The following is a 17,975-nucleotide window of genomic DNA, read 5'->3' on the forward strand; positions in this document are numbered from 1 at the left end:
TTACGATGGCCCTGCACAGGTAGTTAACGGGTCGTCGAATCAAACGATTAACAAAAATACAGGATAGGCGTCGTAAGTCCGTTGCGCCGTACCGAAAACTGAAAACCGTAAACCGAAAACTGTATATCCAAACCCTACAACTCCTTCCGCAACCGGGCAACAGGAATGTTGAGCTGCTCGCGGTATTTGGCTACTGTCCGTCGGGCGATGTTGTAGCCCCGGTCGTTCAGGATTTTTTCGAGCTTATCGTCCGACAGCGGATTGAGTTTCGGCTCGTTGTCGATCAGCTCCTTCAGAATATTTTTTACCTCGCGGCTGCTGACGTCCTCCCCCGAATCGGTCGAAATACCTTCTGAAAAGAAATATTTGAGCGGGTAGATGCCGAACTCCGTCTGCACCGATTTGCTGTTGGCCACCCGCGACACCGTCGATACGTCCATGTCGATCAGCTGGGCGATATCTTTCAGGATCATAGGTCGCAGCTTCGATTCCTCGCCGGTCAGGAAAAAGTCGTACTGGAAACGCACGATGGCGTTCATGGTCTTGAGCAACGTCTGCTGCCGCTGCTTGATGGCGTCGATAAACCACTTGGCAGCGTCGAGTTTCTGCTTGACAAACGACACCGTTTCTTTCAACGCCTTATTCTGTTTGTTGCCTTTGTCGTAGGTGTCGAGCATGTCGGCAAACGACCGGCTGATGCGCAGTTCGGGTGCATTCTTCGAGTTCAGACCCAGTTCGAGCTTGCCCCCGTTGTTGACCAGAATAAAGTCTGGCGTAAGAAACTGGGCCGTTCCTGAGCTGTCGTCGACAGAACCGGGCTTGGGGTTGAGCCGGATAATGATGTCGATAACTCGTTTCAGTGTCTCGTCGCTGATGGCCAGCCGACGCTGAATTTTGTCGTAGTGTTTTTTGGAAAACTCTTCGAAGAAATCGTCGATGATCCGGGTTGCCAGCACAACGTCGGGGTCGGCGAGGTCTTTACGCTTGAGTTGCAGCAGCAGGCACTCCTGCAACGAGCGGGCGGCAATACCCGGCGGGTCGAGTGTCTGCACCTTGCTCAGCACGTCTTCAATTTCCTCCGTATCCGTAAAAACGTTCTGCGAGAAAGCGAGGTCATTAACGATGGCCTGCATCGACCGGCGGATGTATCCGTCGGCTTCGATACTGCCAATCAGCTGCATCCCGATTACGCGCTGATCTTCACTGAGGGGCAGGTAGCCAAACTGTTGTACCAGCGAGTCGAGCAGGCTCGATGAAGTGGCCAGCGGCATATCGCGGTCTTCCTCGCCGTAGTTGCCGTCGCCCTGCATTTTATAGCCCGCGTAGTCGTCCTGCTGAAGGTAGCTGTCGATGTCGAGGTCGTCGCTGCGCTCTTTGTAATCGTCGTCAAACTCGTCGGCAAAAGGGTCCTCTTCCTTTTGCTCAAACTCCTCGTCCATGCCCTCTTCCAGCGCCGGATTGATTTCGAGTTCTTCCTCGATACGGGTATCCAGCTCGGCCGTCGGGATTTGCAGCAGCTTGATAAACTGAATCTGCTGGGGCGACAGTTTCTGCTGGAGAGATTGGGAAAGGCTTAACTTCTGCATGACGTACTGGAAAACGCAAGGGTAAAGACTGGGACGGGCAAAAGCCGCCCGCACAAAGATCAGACCAAGTATCAGAACTTGGTGTTTTTAACGCAAAAATTTTGTTGGGTTACCTGGCTCGTTACCTTCGTAACATGACCAATAAACTCTACGACACGTCGCTTAGTTTGCTGACGGACCTGTATCAGGTAACGATGGCTTATGGGTACTGGAAGTCGGGGACGGCCGAAAAAGAAGCCGTTTTCAACCTGTATTTCCGGAAAAATCCGTTCGGCGGAGGGTTTACCGTTGCCTGCGGTCTGGCTAACGCCATTGGCTACGTGAAGCATTTTGGGTTCACCAAAAAAGACCTGCGCTACCTCCGTACGCTGACTGGCTCCGACGGTCAGCCTTTGTTTGAAGCTCCTTTTCTGGATTACCTCGCCGAGCTGAAACTAACCGTCGACATCGACGCGATTCCTGAGGGAACGGTCGTTTTTCCCAACGAACCACTGGTGCGCGTACGGGGTCCGATTCTGCAATGTCAGCTGTTGGAAACGCCCCTGCTGAACCTGATAAATTTTGAAACGCTGATCGCCACCAAAGCCGCGCGGCTGCGGCTGGTCGCTGAGTCGGATACGCTGCTGGAGTTTGGATTACGCCGGGCGCAGGGCGTCGATGGGGGTGTAACGGCGAGCCGGGCTGCTTACATTGGCGGCTGCGACGCAACGTCTAACGTGCTGGCTGGCAAGCACTACGATATTCCGGTGCGCGGCACCCACGCCCATAGCTGGGTTATGTCGTTCGACTCAGAACTGGAAGCGTTCGAGACGTATGCCGATGTGCTGCCCAACAACGTGACCCTGCTGGTCGACACTTACGACACGCTACAGGGTGTCCGCAACGCGATTGAAGCCGGGCATCGGCTGCGCGAACGGGGCTACCGGCTGTCGGGCATACGACTCGACTCGGGCGACCTGGCTTACCTGAGTATCGAAGCCCGCAAACTGCTCGACGCGGCCGGGTTCACCGACACGGCCATCGTTGCTAGCAACGATCTGGACGAAACGATTATCAATAGTCTGAAGCAGCAGGGTGCGAAAATCACCGTTTGGGGTGTGGGTACGAAACTGGTTACGGCCTACGATCAGCCCGCACTGGGGGGCGTCTACAAACTGGCGGCTATGCGCGACGCCGATGGGTCGTGGGATTACAAAATCAAGCTGTCGGAGCAGGCCATCAAAACCTCGACGCCGGGTATTCAGCAGGTGCGCCGGTACCGCGACGAACGCGGTTTTCTGGCCGACATGATTATCAACGAGAGCGAACCGTTGCCGGGCAACACCGTGACGATGATCGACCCGCTGGACTTCACGAAACGTCGGAAGTTCGGCCCGGCGCAGTCATTCGACGAGCTGCTGGTCGCGGTGTTTCGCGCCGGAAAGGTGGTGTATACGCAGCCCGACATTCACGCAGTCCGGGCGCGGGTACAGACCCAGCTGGCCAGTCTGCACCCCAGCGTCCGGCGCTTTGTAAACCCCCACATTTACCCGGTTGGGCTGGAAAAAGACCTGCACGACCTGAAGACGGAGTTGATTCTGAAACTGCGCGGCACCCGCGACGCCGATTACCCAAAGGCCTGACGGGTTACCGTAACGTTATCGGCATCGGGTTCGACTTGATGATTTAGTTACAGACAGCGCCCATGCCGTAGTCTATTTTTGCGGTAAGTGTTGGTGTAGCCTAGCGCGTCTGTGTAGCCTGGACCTCCAGGTCCGGGTGGCCGTCAGGCCAACTACTCACAGCGACAGCTTTGTTGGTCGCTATGCGCCCACCCGGACCTGGAGGTCCAGGCTACACATCTGCGCCAGCTTGGGAACCTTCCTATACTCAATTATGAAAAAGTACCTGTTGATCGTTGGTACATTGTTACTAAGCTCTGCTCTGTGGGCGCAGCCGCGCACGAAAAAAGTCGTATTCGTCATTGTTGATGGGATACCGGCGGATGTGATCGAGACGGCTAACGTACCCAACCTGCGGGCGATCTCGAAAGCGGGAACCTACCTGCGGATGCACGTCGGGGGCGACAAGGGCACGTATTCGCAGACGCCGACGATTTCGGCCGTGGGTTACAACAGTCTGCTGACCGGTACGTGGGTCAACAAGCACAACGTCTGGGACAACAGCATCAAAGCCCCGAACTACCATTACCCGACGATCTTCCGGCTGTTTAAAAACCAGTTCCCCGACCGGAAAACGGCCATTTTCTCTAGTTGGCTCGACAACCGCACGAAGCTGATCGGCGAGGGGCTACCTCAGACCAATGCCATCAAAACCGACTATCATTTCGACGGCTACGAACTCGATACGACGCAGTTTCCGCACGACAAAAATCGCGATTTCATGCACCGGATTGATGAGCGCGTGGTCGACGAAGCGGTGAAAACGCTGAGTAAGGACGCCCCGATCTGTCGTGGGTGTATCTGGAGTATACCGATGACATGGGCCACAAATACGGCGACAGCGAACCGTACCAGAAAGCCGTCGAATTGATGGACGCGCAGATGGGGCGGCTCTGGAACACCGTGCAGCAGCGGCAGAAACAACACAACGAAGACTGGCTCGTACTGATTACGACTGACCACGGGCGTGATGAACAGACCGGCAAAAACCACGGCGGGCAGTCGGCGCGGCAGCGGCTGACGTGGCTCGTCAGTAACCTCACTGACCCCAACGCCTACGCCCGCTATGATCAGCCCGGCATCGTGGACCTGATGCCTACGATGGCCCGCTTTCTGGGACTGGCCATACCACCGGTGGTACAGCGCGAAGTTGATGGTATTCCGCTAACTGGGCCGGTGTCAATCGCGGAGCCCGACGTGATCATGTCGCAGAACCGGCTCATCGTCGACTGGCAGGCGCTGGAACCGACGGGTACCGTAAAAATCTGGGTAACGACGACGAATAATGCCGAAACGGGCGGCACGGATACCTATCAGCAACTGGCCGAGGTGCCCCTGGCGCAACGGCATGCCATCGTCGACGTATCGAAACTACCGTCGTCGTTTTACAAAATCGTATTAAAAGGGCCACACAACACCGTCAACCGGTGGGTTGTGCTGAACGAAAAAACCAAGGAATAACGCAGCGATAAAAGCACATGAGCGCAACTCAATTAGTCATATTCGACATGGCTGGTACGACCGTTACCGATCAGCACGAAGTCGAACGGTGTTTCGCGGAAGCCGCTGCACAAACTGGCCTGACTGTGTCGGATGAGCGGATTCTGGCGATGCAGGGGCTGGCCAAGCGATTTGTTTTTGAAACGCTTTGGAAAGAACAGCTGGGCGAAAGCAGCCCCGAAGTACCTCTCCACGTAGACGTGTCGTACGATGTATTCCGGGATGTGCTGGAAAATCATTACCGCACCAACGGAGCAACGCCAACGGAAGGCTGTCTGGATACGTTCGCTCACCTGCACGAACGGGGTATCAAAATCGCCCTGACGACCGGATTTTACCGTGTCGTAACCGACATCATTCTGGAGAAACTTGGCTGGCTCGACGGCCTGAACGACCAATACATCGGTACGCCCAACAGCCTGATTCAGCTATCCATCGCCAGCGACGAAGTGCCGCAGGGACGGCCCGCCCCGGACATGATTCGCCGGGCTATGCAGCTACTGAACGTGTCGGACCCAAAAGCGGTCGTCAACATTGGCGACACGCCATCCGACCTGTTGTCGGGTCAGGCGGCCGGTGTCGCGCTGAACCTCGGCCTGACCAACGGTACCCACACCCGCGCCCAACTCGAAACCTACCCGCACGACAAACTCCTCGGCTCGCTCCGCGAACTGCCGGGCTTACTGTAGCCTGATCGTAAACTGTAAACCGAATACCGTACACCGAATCTATGCCTACTTACGACCTGATTGTTATTGGTGCTGGCGTGCTTGGTACCTTTCATGCCTACCACGCAGCGCGGGCCGGGCAACGGGTGCTGTTGCTCGAAAAAGATCATTACCCGGTAGGAGCGACGGTGCGTAATTTCGGGCAGGTGGTGCCGTCGGGGCTGGCGGGGCGGTGGTTCGATTACGGACGGCGTAGTCTGGACATTTACCGCGAGATTCAGGCGCAGACCGATATCACCATCCGGCAGAACGGCACGGTGTACGTCGCGTCGGACGCCAGCGAATGGCAGGTCGCCAACGAACTGCACGACCGCTACGCCCGCATCGGCTACCGGAGCGAACTGCTCTCGAAAGCACAGGTGCTGGCGAAGTACCCAACGCTCCGCCCAGACTACGTGTATGGCGGCTTGTTTTTCCCCGACGAACTGAGCGTCGAGCCGGAGCAGATGATTCAGCGACTGATCGGCTTCGTTCAGCAGAAACACGGTGTCGACTACCGGCCCGGCTCGGTCGTAATCGGCTGCGAACCAACCGGTGACCAGGTGCGTGTGACGCTGGCGGGTGGGCAGACGTTCGAGGGCGGGCGGGTGCTGCTGTGTGGTGGTCACGAAGTCCGGCTGCTTTTCCCCGACGTGCTGGCTCAGGCTGGTCTGGTGGTCAGTAAGTTGCAGATGCTGCTGGCTGAACCCGTCGCGGGGCTGAACCTGCCGGGTAATATCCTGACTGGCCTGACTATACGCCGGTACGAAGCGTTTCAGGAATGCGCTTCCTACGCCCAGCTGTCACCCGTATCGCCGGAGCTGGCCGAGTTGCAACGCTGGGGCATCCATATCCTGTTCAAGCAGGCGACCGACGGTTCGATCATCGTCGGCGATTCACACGAGTACGCAGCCGCTACGGCGCAGGAAGACCTTGGCTATCACACGCAGGAGTACATCAATAATCTGATGCTGACCCAAGCCCGGCGCATCGTTTCCTTCCCGCTGACGGTTCGCAAAGCGTGGGCCGGTTTCTACAGCCAAACCCCCGCCGAAATCTTCGAACACGACGTTGCTCCGAATATCCGCATCATCACTGGTATCGGCGGTAAAGGCATGAGTTCCAGCGCGGGCTACGCCGAAGAAAGCATCCGGCAGTGGGAATGAGCCAAACTATTCAGTCTCATGGTGCGTTGATAGTATGCTGGTAATCAGTTAACTAGTATATTGCAAAAAATACTGGTACCACCGATCTTCGCCTGCCCTGCATGAACGCCGACTCCATGTCGTTGTCTGACAAAGACTTAGTGCAGTGGCGGGCTAATTTTATTAGCGGCCGTTAAGGGGTAATTCGGTTTGTAATAATTTGTCCACTTACCCCGTCCGGCAGCTGGATCGTCAAGGTCGATAACCAGCGAAATTTTCTCCCTCAGGTAATTATAGTACCGCATCTCGCCCTTTTCGAATACCCGCTGAATGGCCCAGCAGAAGTAATCGGCTACGTTTAACAGTGGGTCAGTGTGTGGATTCTGCACGTTGAACACGATATCCGCTTTCAGGTCGTCGGCAAACAGCATCCCGCCGAACGGTTGCAAACCCTTGCTCATACGCTCGGTAACACTTCGCTTGTTCTGAGCACCCATATACCGTTCTTTCGCTATCTGCAACGCCATATTCAGTGTTGCATTCCGGGTCGTTTTGCCACGCTGAGCAATGGTCAGGACTAACCGGTGGTCTTTGTGCACCTTGTTTTTTAGCAGATGAGCCAGCAGATCAGCGTATAGTTCGTCTTCACGACCATGATATCGCTGTTCGTACCGTTCGGCTGATTTACGGGCAACGACGGCTTCAAAACTGCAATCTATCGTATTGATAAACTGATAGAAACGCTGCCGTACTTCGGGAATGTCGTCCGTCGCGTGGAAATAGTAGCCGCCAGCAGCAGCCTTTTTCTGAATGCTGGGAATGTCTGCGTAATACGAGTCAGCGATTACTTCGTTCTGTAACGTGGCTACCTGTGTTCGCAAAGCAGAAAGCGGTTGCCGGAATTTGACCATACCCAGCATAAAACAGGCTGATACGCCTTCCTGACCAATAATCGGGACGCGTTTCTTTCCGTAAAAGGTTGTGTCGCCAGCTTCGTCTAAAAATCGGTGGTTGGTTTGATGAGGGGTAGTGGACACTTACAGTGAAGTTACGGTTGAACCACTAAACTTAGTCAATTTGACTCAACCACTGTCAACCGGCAAAGGCATGAGTTCCAGCGCGGGCTACGCCGAAGAAAGTATCCAGCAGTGGCGTTAGACCGTCAGCGTTGCTTCCTGCACGACGGTTGGATTTGGTTTGATAAGAGGTTTTGCTAGCCGGGCTTTACGCAGGTGCCGGACGTGAAACGCGCCGATCCCCAACGCCAACAGACCCTGCAACAGCACCGCGTTTTGCACACCAATATGTTCGGAAACCGTTCCGATCAGCAGGCTCCCGATTGGCTGCATCCCGGCGTTGGCCATCACAAACAGGCTGATAACCCGGCCCTCATTATTGGATTCGACTGCGTTTGCAGCAGTGTATTGGTGATGGTTATCTGCGACATCATGCCGAACGCTCCCACGGCAATCAGTGCCAACGCAACCGGATACCAGGGCGCGTGCGAGAACAGAATCAGGCCTGTACCGAAAATAAAGGTGTTGACCGCCAGTACGTTGTTCAAGTTTGTGCCGGGTTTCAACGATGCCAGGTAAAGCGCTCCAATGAACGCCCCCAGGCCGATCGCACTATCGATCAAACCAAACGTTGAGGCTGTGCCGTGGAAGATGTCTTTGGCGTAAACGGGCATCAGCGTCGTAAACGGCAGTACCAGCAGGCTTGTCAGGGCCAGTCGGGTCAGGATGAACCGGATTGACTCGGTGTGTTTTGCATACGAAAACCCCTCGACCAGTTCGCCCAAAATGTTTTTTGGGTGGGGGCGGGGCGAAAATGCCGGTAGCTTAATCAGCAGCAGCGAACCAATGACGGCGATAAAGCTGACGGCGTTCAGGCCGAAACAAACCATTTCTCCCCAGCGCTCGATCACCAGTCCGGCCAAGGCGGGACCAATCAGCTTCGACAGATTCACCATCGACGAGTTCAGCGCTACGGCGTTGGAAAGGTCAGCCTTATCATTGACCAGATCATACACCAGTGACTGCCGGGCGGGTACGTCGAAACCGTTGATAAGCCCCAGCACTACACTCAGGCCAATGATCGTCCAGACAGCGTCGGCCTGAAAATATACGACCGCCGTGAGTAGTATGGCCTGTACCATCGACAGTACCTGCGTCAGCAGCAGGACTTTGTAGCGGTCGTACCGGTCGGAAACGACACCACCAACGGAGGTAAGCAGAGCGGAGGGAAACAGCGTGGCAAAGACGCTGATGCCCAGCATGAATTTGGAGTGAGTGGTCGAGTAAATGACCCAGCTGACGGCGGTTTTCTGCATCCAGGTTCCCAGGAGTGAGAGGGATTGCCCGGCAAAGTAGAGTCGGTAATTGCGGCTACCGAAGGCCCGGAAAGTTTGACTGTTCAATGACTGTGTGTATTCAGTTTTAGGTGGTTGTATTCCGTTCTCTTTCGTCTCAATCAACATCGAGTAGCCGGTTCAACGGCCCAAGCGCCCGGCGCAGCAACGCCTGATCGTCGGCGGAGCAGGTCTTCTGAATGGCGTCGGCCAGCCATTCGTCGCGTTCATGCCGGGTGGTATCCAGAAACAGCTTACCGGCATCCGACAGCGAAATACCGACCGACCGCCGGTCGGTTTCCAGCGGCTGCCGGACGATGTAGCCCAACTCATCCAGGTGATTTAAAATCTGTGACATCGACTGCGAGGTAACCTTTTCACGCTTTGCCAGGTCGCCCGGCAGCAGCATTGGGTGTTCATCGAGCAGTTTGATTACACTCCGCTCCGTCATCGACAGCGGGCTACGACCGGAGGAATGACTACGGAGTTTTTTGGTCAATCGCGATACAACCGTTCGCAGGTCGGAAGCCAGATTGGTGTCGTCGAGGGATGTCATGGTTGCTCGGTAAATTACGTAAGCTACTTTACTAATAAGACAACAGGTAAACGGGATTAGTTGCGGACTTTCGGACTTTTTTCGAAGAAGATTTCGCCCTGACGGGGAGGGTAATCCGGCGTTCCGATTAGGGTGCTTTAAACCCTTTTTAATTTATCACTGTCGAAATTCCATACATCTGTAAACGATTGGTATATTGGCCTGGTCGACTAGTGGTCGGCGTTACCAGTCTACCTATCAATACAACCTTTACACACTGCATGATGCTCTCTCTACGGAAACCTGCCTGGCGGCTGACGCGCCAATGGACAGGATTGTTGTGGCTGTTGCTGCTGGCTCAGATCAGCCGGGCGCAGACCCCCATCACCGGGACGGTTACCGACGCGGCCAACGGTGAAAAACTGGCCGGAACTACCGTTCAGGTCAAAGGGACCAACGTTGGCGCGACAACCAACGCCGACGGACGATACCAGCTCACGCTACCGGCGGGTGGCACGACGCTGGTTTTTTCGTTTATCGGCTACCAGCCCACCGAAGTCGCCGTGGGAAATCGCAGCGTGGTCGACGTAAAGCTGACCTCGACGGATAACGCGCTGAGTGAGGTGGTCGTGGTCGGCTACGGGGTGCAGAACCGGCGCGACGTTACGACGGCTATCGGGTCGGTGCGGGCGAAGGACCTGGCCAACCAACCGGTGCCGAGCTTTGATCAGGCGCTGGCGGCCAAGATTGCCGGGGTGCAGGTGACGCAGACATCGGGGGCACCCGGTGCGGCCCTGTCGGTGCGGGTGCGCGGTACGGGGTCGATCAGCGCTGGTAACGACCCGTTGTACGTAATCGACGGGATTCCGCTTTCGCGCGACACCAAATACGCGACGGGCAGCACCAACACGCAGTTTCCCGACAACCCGATCAACGTACTGAGCACCATCAACACCGACGATATTGAAAGCATCGAGGTGCTGAAAGATGCGTCGGCGGCTGCGATTTACGGGTCGCGCGGCTCCAACGGAGTGGTGCTGCTGACGACCAAGCGAGGCCGCGACGGCAAGACAACCGTCAACTACGATTCGTACGTGGGGATGCAGCAGGTGTCGAAAAAGATCGACATGCTCAACGCCTACGAGTACGCGCAGATCGCTTACGAAGCCAAAAACAACGCCTACCTCGACCGCAACGCGACGGGTAAAGCGACTGATGCCAACGACGTTCGCAACCGGGGGGTAGGGGCACCGAGTACGCTGATTCCGCCCGAAATCGTACCGTACCTGAGCGGACAGACCGGGTTGACTGATACCGACTGGCAGGACGCTATTTTCCGTACGGCTCCCATTCAGAACCACACCCTGTCGGTGTCGGGCGGAACGGATAAGCTGCGATTCTACGTGTCGGGTAACTACCTCAATCAGCGCGGGGTGGTTATCGCGTCGGGCTACAAGCGCTACGGCCTGCGGGCCAACGTCGAGGTGAAAACCGGGCGGCTGACAGTGGGGGCCAACCTCAACCCAACCTACGGCTACCATGATCTGGTGAAAGCCGAAGGGCCGTATCTGGGCGAAGGCGTGGTCGGGCTGGCGCTGCAAATGCAGCCGATCTGGCCGGTCAATAACGCCGATGGCTCGTATAACTTCGGGTCCAACGGCTGGGGTTACGGCGCCACGTCGATTCTTAACCCGGTCGCAATTGCCAATCAGGTGTCCGACAAGCTGAGTCAGATTCGGCTGCTGGGCAACACCTACGCGCAGTACGAAATCATCGACGGGCTGACGTACCGGCTCAACCTTGGTACCGACATCAACAGCTTTCAGCGCGACTACTACCGCCCGTCGACGCTCGAAATCCGCGATCGGAAAGGCGCATCGACGCCAACGGGTTTTTCGCGGGCGCAGAACTTCGTCAACTGGCTGGTCGAGAATACGCTGAACTACAGCAAGTCGTTCGGCCCACACGCAATTTCAGCACTGGCGGGGTTCACGGCGCAGAAAGATCGGCGCGTCGCCAACGAACTAACGGCCACCAACTTCCCCAACGACCTGGTCTACACGCTCAATGCCGGGCAGGTGTCGTCGGGCAGTTCCGACGTGCAGGAGTGGTCGCTGCTGTCATACCTGGGGCGCGTGCAATACGATTACGCGGGCAAATACCTGCTGTCGGGTGCGATCCGGGCCGATGGATCGTCGCGGTTCGGGCGTAACAACCGCTGGGGGTACTTCCCCTCGGTGTCGGCGGGCTGGAACATTTCGCAGGAATCGTTTCTGAAGTCGTCGACCTGGGTGAGCGACCTCAAATTGCGGGCGAGCTACGGCCTGACGGGTAATTTCCAGATTCCCAACTACGGCTCGATCAGCCTGCTCAATTACCAGAACTACATCCTCGGGTCCGAAGTGCTCGTCAGCGGACTGGCACCGGGTAACTCGGCCAACGACCGGCTGCGGTGGGAAAAAACGGCTATGCTCGACGTCGGGTTTGATTTGAGCCTGTGGCGCAACCGGCTGAGCCTGACCGTCGATTACTACAACGCCAACACCTCGGACCTGCTGTTGAACGTGCCGGTGCCGCGCACGTCGGGTTTCAGCACCGAATTGCAGAATATCGGTAAGGTGAACAACAAGGGTATCGAAGTGACGCTCGGCACGCAGCAGACCTTCGGCCGGGTGACGTGGAACGGAAGTCTGAACTTCGCCAGCAACCGCAACCGCGTCGTTGCGCTGGGACCCTCCGGCGATCCGATCATCGTGGCCGGTGGGGTAGCTGGTGCGCAGTTCATCACGCAGATTGGCCGGCCGATTGGCGAATACTACACGATGATCTACGACGGGGTGTTTAAAAATCAGGCTGAGATCGACGCATACCCGCACGTATCGACCACCCGCCCCGGCGACTTCCGGTTTATCGACAACGACGGCAACGGCACCATCGACTTCAGCCGTGACCGGGCCATTACGGGCAGCTATTTTCCGAAGTACACGTTCGGATTCAACAGCAGCCTCAGCTACGCGGGCTTCGACCTGAACGTCGCGGTGCAGGGGGTGCAGGGCCACAAAATTCTGAACCTGATCCGGCGCTACATCTACAACATGGAAGGCAACGGCAACCTGTTTCAGGGCGCAATGGACCGCTGGCAGTCGGCGGACAATCCGGGCAACGGACTGGTGAACCGGGCCAACCGGCTGGCGTCGGGCTCCAACGGTGAAATCTCAACCTGGCATATCGAAGACGGCTCGTACGTCCGCATCCGTACGCTGACCCTCGGCTACACCATTCCGTCGGCGCTGGCGCAGCGGCTGCGGCTGAACCGGGCGCGGCTGTACGTGACGGCGCAGAATCCGTTTACGTTCACCAAATACCTCGGCTACAACCCCGAAGTCAACAGCCGCCCCGACAGTGCGCTGTCGTCGGGCGAAGACTACGGCACCTACCCGCTGTCCCGCACCACCTCCGTCGGTCTCAACCTCTCGTTCTAACCCGCCAACGCCATGAAAACGAAGATTATTCGCTCATTCTGTCATTCCGTCATTCTGTCATTGGTGCTCTCCGCCTGCCGCAGCGATTTTCTCGATCTGCAACCGCAGTCGCAGCCCAACGTCGATAACTTCTACAAAACGGCCAGCGATTTCAACTACGCCGTCAACGGAGCTTACGACGCGCTGCAAAGCCCGAATCAGTACGGTGGCGACTACAACACGGTGATTGAAACGCGCAGCGACAACGTGCTCGACAACGACCCATCGTCGGGGTCGGGGCTGCGCTACAACATCGACCGGTTTATCGAGCCGACGACCAACACTGTGCTGCGCGATACCTGGGGGAGCCTGTATACCGGCATCAACCGCTGCAACCAGATTCTCGACAAAATCGACGCCGTGTCGATGGACGCGACGCTGAAAGCCCGCTACAAGGGCGAAGCGCAGTTTATCCGGGCGCTGTCGTATTTCAACCTGGTACGGCTGTGGGGTAAAGTGCCCCTCGTACTAACGGCCGGATCGACCACGGAAGCCCGGTCGTACACGCGCAATGAAGTCGCCGATATCTACGCAGCCATCGAAAAAGATTTGACGGCGGCTATTGCCGGGCTACCGGTCAGCTACACGGGTAGCGACGTCGGGCGGGCAACGTCGGGCGCGGCACGCGGGCTGCTGGGTAAGGTGTACGTGACCGAGAAAAAGTACGACCTCGCCGTCTCGACCCTGCGCGACCTCGCCACCGGCACCACCTACCAACTGCTGCCGAACATCGCCGACGTGTTTTCGGTGACTAACAAAAACAACGCGGAACTGCTGTTTTCGGTAAAGTACCGGAAGGGTGGCCTGCTGGGCGAAGGGCACGGGTCGTGGTTCGGTACGAGCATCGGCGACAACATCGAACCGTCGCTGCGGGCTGCTTATTCATCCAACGACAAACGGCTGCCGCTGACGGTGCAGGTGCCCGTTCCGACGAGTATCAACGCCGTGCCGCGCAAGTTTTACGACGAACTTTCCTCAACCAACGACGTGGGTAACGACTTCCCGGTGCTGCGCTTCGCCGACGTGCTGCTGCTCTATGCCGAAGCCCTGAATCAGGTCGGCTACCAGGCGAGTGGCGACGCGTTTACGGCCCTGAACCGGGTCCGGACGCGGGCGGGTGTCGCGGCTTACACGAGCGCGCAGCTGGCGACGAAAGAAGCGTTCCAGACGGCCGTCATTGCCGAGCGTAGGTTGGAGCTGGCCCTCGAAAGCGACCGCTGGTTCGACCTGATCCGTACGGGTACAGCCGTCGACGCGATCAAAGTGACGGGAATCACGATGCCCAGCTACCGGGTGCTGTACCCCATCCCGCAGTCGGAAATCGACGTGTATAACAACCCGACGACGTTCCCGCAGAATCAGGGGTATTGAGTTGGCGGGGGCAAGGTTTACCAATTTGTTACCCCCGCATACAGTCATTTGTTTGTTCGTTAACTGCGAATGCATCTGATTTCGATAGCCGTTGCCGCCAGTGCGTGCAACGGCTATTTTTTTGCCCGCGCTGCAAAAGCGACTCGTGTTAATCTTACGTGAATTTTTAGCTATTTATATTCATAAACGATTGATAAACAGATAGGTATAGTCCGGGGTTGTGGCCGATATTTTTGCGGGCAAATGCATACTAACCTGCACTCCGTATGAAGTTAACTCTCCTCTCATCACGAACCATCAGCCGCTTTCGCACCCTGTCGGGAGCCCTGCTGCTGGTTTGTCTGGCCACCCTGTCGGCTTTGGCGCAGACAGTTACCGGACGCGTAACGTCGGCCGACGATCAGCAGCCGCTGCCGGGCGTTTCGATTCTGGTACAGGGCAGCACCGTCGGGACTACCACCCGCGAAGACGGTACGTACAGCCTGAACGTAAGCAACCCGTCGGGGGCTACGCTGACGTTCTCGTTTATCGGTTACGATAACCAAAGTATAGCGGTTGGTAACCGCTCAACCATCAATGTAGCCCTGAAAGCGGGGACAGCCAACCTGAACGAAGTCGTCGTGACGGCGTTGGGCATCAAGAAAGATATCCGGCAGACGGGTGTCGCGATTCAGACCGTCGACGGTAACCAACTGCTGAAAGCCCGCGAACCGAACCCGATCAACTCACTGACGGGTAAAGTCGCCGGTCTGACCATCGGTGCATCGGCTGAACTGCTAGGCCGCCCCAACATCTCGCTGCGCGGAAACACCGACGTGCTGTTCGTTGTGGACGGTATTCCCATTACGTCGGATACCTGGAACATCAGCGCTGACGACATCGATACATATACGGTCCTGAAAGGGGCATCGGCGTCGGCGCTGTACGGCTTCCGGGGTAAAAACGGAGCCATTCTGATTACGACCAAGCGCGGTACCAAAGACAAGCGCGGCTTCTCGGTAGAGGTCAACACGAGTCAGATGTTCGATCAGGGCTTTCTGGCCATTCCGAAGGTGCAGGATGAATACGGCCCCGGCGACCACGGCGTGTATGCCTTCGGCGACGGCAAAGGTAACGGCCTGAACGACGGTGACTACGACATCTGGGGACCAGCCCTGAACGGCCAGTTGATTCCGCAGTACGACAGTCCGGTTATTCCGGGGCAGTCGTTCACGACCAAATTCCCGAACGGGGCTACGTTCACCAGCAATCGCCAGCCGACGGCTTTCCTACCGCGTGGCAAAGACAACCTGAGCCGGTTCATTCAGACTGGTATGCTGTCGAACAATAATATTTCGGTTGGCGCGCAGGGCGAAAAGTACGATATGCGCTTCTCGACTTCGTACAACTACCAGCGCGGACTGGTGCCGAACACGAAGCTGAACGTCGTGAACTTCAACCTCACTGGCGGCTACACGTTCTCGCCGAAGCTGCGGTTCGACGCCAGCATGAACTACAACCGGCAGTTTACGCCTAACTTCCCCGACGTAAGCTACGGCCCCAACTCGCTGATTTACAACGTTATTGCCTGGGGTGGTGCCGACTGGAACATCGACGACATGAAGCAGATCTGGCAGCCGGGCAAAGAAGGTTCGCAGCAGATTTACGCCGAATACCAGCGCTACAACAACCCGTGGTTCCTGGCTAAATACTGGCTGCGTGGTCACTACAACAACAACCTGTACGGGTACACGTCGCTGAAGTACCAGATTGCCAACAACCTGCAACTGACGGCCAAAACGCAGCTGACGACCTATAACCTGCTCCGCACGGAGAAATTTCCGTACTCGGCAACGACTTACGGCCGCGAAGAAGCACGGGGCGACTACCGCGAAGATCGCCGGAATATGTTCGACAACATCAATCAGGTGCTGTTGCAATATAATAAGACGGTCTCGCGCGACCTGACGATCAACGCCCTGGCCGGTGGCGAAGCCCGGATTCTGAATTACAACTCCGACTACGCCAGCACCAACTACCTCAACGTGCCGGGCGTGTACAACTTCGCCAACTCGTCGAACCCGGTGATTGCCAACAACTTCACCGCCGATATGCGCGTGTTGTCGGCTTACTACTCGGCCGATTTCACCTTCCGCGATATTGTTACGCTGACGACCACGGGCCGGATCGACAAGCTGTCGACGTTGCCGAAGGGTAACAACGCATACTTTTATCCGTCGGTGGCGCTGAGCACGGTGATCTCCGACTACGTGAAACTGCCCGCCAGCCTGGGTATTTCGTTCCTGAAAGTGCGGGCCAGCTACGCCAACGTAAAAGACGGTCTGACGCAGTCAACTATCGGCGCAACGCCGGGCGCATCGTTCCCGCTTAGTTACGGCGACAATTACCTGTCGTCGTACGGCGGACCGACCTACCAGAACTCGGCTGTCTACACCTTGCCGCTGCTGTACAACAACAAGCCCGGCGCGTACTTTACCAACACGCTCAACAACCCCAACCTGAAGCCGAACTCAACTTCGCAGACGGAAATCGGGCTTGACGTGCGGTTCCTGAACAACCGCCTGGCGCTCGACGCGGCTTACTACGTCAGCAACGACGGTCCGCGCATCTTCACGCTGCCATCGTCGGAAGCAACGGGCTACACCGGGCGACTGGTTAACGGAATTATGACCCAGAAGAAAGGCGGAGAAATCTCGCTGACGGGTAAGGCGCTCCGCACCAACAGCGGCTTTAACTGGGACGTAGTCGCCAACTACTCGACCTACACCGAACGGCTCCGCGAAGTGTACCCCGATGGTGGTATCAACACACTGGCGTCGAACTACTTTGTTAACAACAGCAGCGGCAACCGATTTATCAACGTCGGCGACCGCACGGATGGATTCTACGCTGGCGCATTCGTTCGCACGCCCGACGGGCAGTATATCAATGACGCGGGTGGTCGGCCCATCGCAAACCCGGTGGCGCAGTTCCTGGGCTACGTGAACCCGAAATTTGTGTGGGGGATCAACAACCGGTTCAGCTACAAAAACCTCACGTTCAGCTTCCAGTTCGACGGTCGCGTGGGTGGTGTCATCGGCGACTACGTCCGGCAGAAAACCTTCCAGGGTGGTCGTAACATCGAAACCGTGCAGGGCGCACTCGGAACGGCCCGCGTCAACGACGTTCAGGGTGTGAAATCGTACGTGGGTAGTGGTGTGGTGCTGACAAGCGGCAAACTCAACTACGACGTCAACGGTAACGTGCTGAATTACGGCGAACTGCAATACGGTGCCAATACCACGGCAACCTTCGCGCAGGACTACGTCGCCCGGATCTACGGACAGGCTGAATCGTTCCTGATGGACCGGAGCTTCGCCAAGCTGCGCGAAGTTATCATCGGCTATTCGCTGCCGACGCGCCTGACGAGCCGCTTCGGTGTCCGGCAGGCGAGTGTATCGCTGGTGGGTCGTAACCTGCTCTACTTCGCGCAGTACAAAGACATCGACCTCGATCAGTATCTGACGGGCGGTATCTCCGGCCTGCAAACCCCCACCACCCGCCGGTACGGAATTAATTTGAATTTGATGTTTTAGACGAGTTTAAGGTCTGGGGTTTAA

The 17,975-nt window shown here is 56.9% G+C and carries 13 protein-coding genes; 8 read left to right on the forward strand and 5 right to left on the reverse strand.

Annotated elements, in window-relative coordinates:
* Positions 1 to 134 precede the first annotated feature (134 nt).
* A complete protein-coding gene (gene rpoN / locus HH216_RS12620; protein ID WP_169551130.1) occupies positions 135 to 1,586 on the reverse strand; it encodes an RNA polymerase factor sigma-54 in 1,452 nt (483 codons plus the stop codon).
* Between the two features lie 134 nt (positions 1,587 to 1,720).
* Between rpoN and HH216_RS12625 the strand changes: the two genes are divergently transcribed.
* The 5 genes from HH216_RS12625 (at position 1,721) to HH216_RS12640 (ending at position 6,620) form a co-directional block, all read left to right on the forward strand.
* Entirely contained in the window at positions 1,721 to 3,208 is a 1,488-nt protein-coding gene (locus tag HH216_RS12625) for a nicotinate phosphoribosyltransferase (RefSeq protein ID WP_169551131.1), read from the forward strand.
* Between the two features lie 253 nt (positions 3,209 to 3,461).
* Complete coding sequence (locus HH216_RS26625) at positions 3,462 to 4,118, forward strand: alkaline phosphatase family protein (RefSeq protein WP_332871390.1); 657 nt, start codon at positions 3,462 to 3,464, stop codon at positions 4,116 to 4,118.
* The gene (locus HH216_RS26630; protein WP_332871391.1) at positions 4,067 to 4,708 is read left to right on the forward strand and encodes an alkaline phosphatase family protein; all 642 of its coding nucleotides are present in this window, start codon (positions 4,067 to 4,069) and stop codon (positions 4,706 to 4,708) included. Before HH216_RS26625 ends, HH216_RS26630 begins: the two co-directional genes overlap by 52 nt.
* Before the next feature lie 17 nt (positions 4,709 to 4,725).
* Entirely contained in the window at positions 4,726 to 5,436 is a 711-nt protein-coding gene (locus tag HH216_RS12635; RefSeq protein ID WP_169551132.1) for an HAD family hydrolase, read from the forward strand.
* Positions 5,437 to 5,477: 41 nt separating this feature from the next.
* Positions 5,478 to 6,620: a TIGR03364 family FAD-dependent oxidoreductase gene (locus HH216_RS12640; RefSeq protein ID WP_169551133.1), complete on the forward strand. Its 1,143-nt coding sequence runs from the start codon at positions 5,478 to 5,480 to the stop codon at positions 6,618 to 6,620.
* 137 nt (positions 6,621 to 6,757) lie between these two features.
* Here the strand turns inward: HH216_RS12640 and HH216_RS12645 are convergent, their stop codons facing one another.
* From HH216_RS12645 to HH216_RS12655, 4 genes are all read right to left on the reverse strand, one after another.
* Positions 6,758 to 7,636 carry a DUF3800 domain-containing protein gene (locus HH216_RS12645; RefSeq protein ID WP_169551134.1) on the reverse strand — a complete coding sequence of 293 codons (879 nt, stop codon included), beginning with the start codon at positions 7,634 to 7,636 and terminating at the stop codon, positions 6,758 to 6,760.
* Between the two features lie 117 nt (positions 7,637 to 7,753).
* Positions 7,754 to 7,966 (reverse strand): hypothetical protein, encoded by a 213-nt coding sequence (locus tag HH216_RS25545; protein WP_217371856.1) that lies wholly within the window; start codon positions 7,964 to 7,966, stop codon positions 7,754 to 7,756.
* Complete coding sequence (locus tag HH216_RS12650) at positions 7,963 to 9,018, reverse strand: MFS transporter (RefSeq protein ID WP_217371857.1); 1,056 nt, start codon at positions 9,016 to 9,018, stop codon at positions 7,963 to 7,965. Before HH216_RS12650 ends, HH216_RS25545 begins: the two co-directional genes overlap by 4 nt.
* Before the next feature lie 49 nt (positions 9,019 to 9,067).
* Positions 9,068 to 9,505 carry a MarR family winged helix-turn-helix transcriptional regulator gene (locus HH216_RS12655; protein WP_169551135.1) on the reverse strand — a complete coding sequence of 146 codons (438 nt, stop codon included), beginning with the start codon at positions 9,503 to 9,505 and terminating at the stop codon, positions 9,068 to 9,070.
* 260 nt (positions 9,506 to 9,765) lie between these two features.
* Between HH216_RS12655 and HH216_RS12660 the strand changes: the two genes are divergently transcribed.
* From HH216_RS12660 to HH216_RS12670, 3 genes are all read left to right on the forward strand, one after another.
* The gene (locus tag HH216_RS12660) at positions 9,766 to 12,966 is read left to right on the forward strand and encodes a SusC/RagA family TonB-linked outer membrane protein (RefSeq protein ID WP_169551136.1); all 3,201 of its coding nucleotides are present in this window, start codon (positions 9,766 to 9,768) and stop codon (positions 12,964 to 12,966) included.
* A gap of 12 nt (positions 12,967 to 12,978) precedes the next feature.
* Complete coding sequence (locus HH216_RS12665) at positions 12,979 to 14,376, forward strand: RagB/SusD family nutrient uptake outer membrane protein (RefSeq protein WP_169551137.1); 1,398 nt, start codon at positions 12,979 to 12,981, stop codon at positions 14,374 to 14,376.
* Positions 14,377 to 14,642: 266 nt separating this feature from the next.
* On the forward strand, positions 14,643 to 17,951 hold the full coding sequence (locus HH216_RS12670; RefSeq protein ID WP_169551138.1) for a SusC/RagA family TonB-linked outer membrane protein: 3,309 nt from the start codon (positions 14,643 to 14,645) through the stop codon (positions 17,949 to 17,951).
* Positions 17,952 to 17,975 lie beyond the last annotated feature (24 nt).

The organism is Spirosoma rhododendri (assembly GCF_012849055.1).
GTDB classification, from domain to species: Bacteria; Bacteroidota; Bacteroidia; order Cytophagales; family Spirosomataceae; genus Spirosoma; species Spirosoma rhododendri.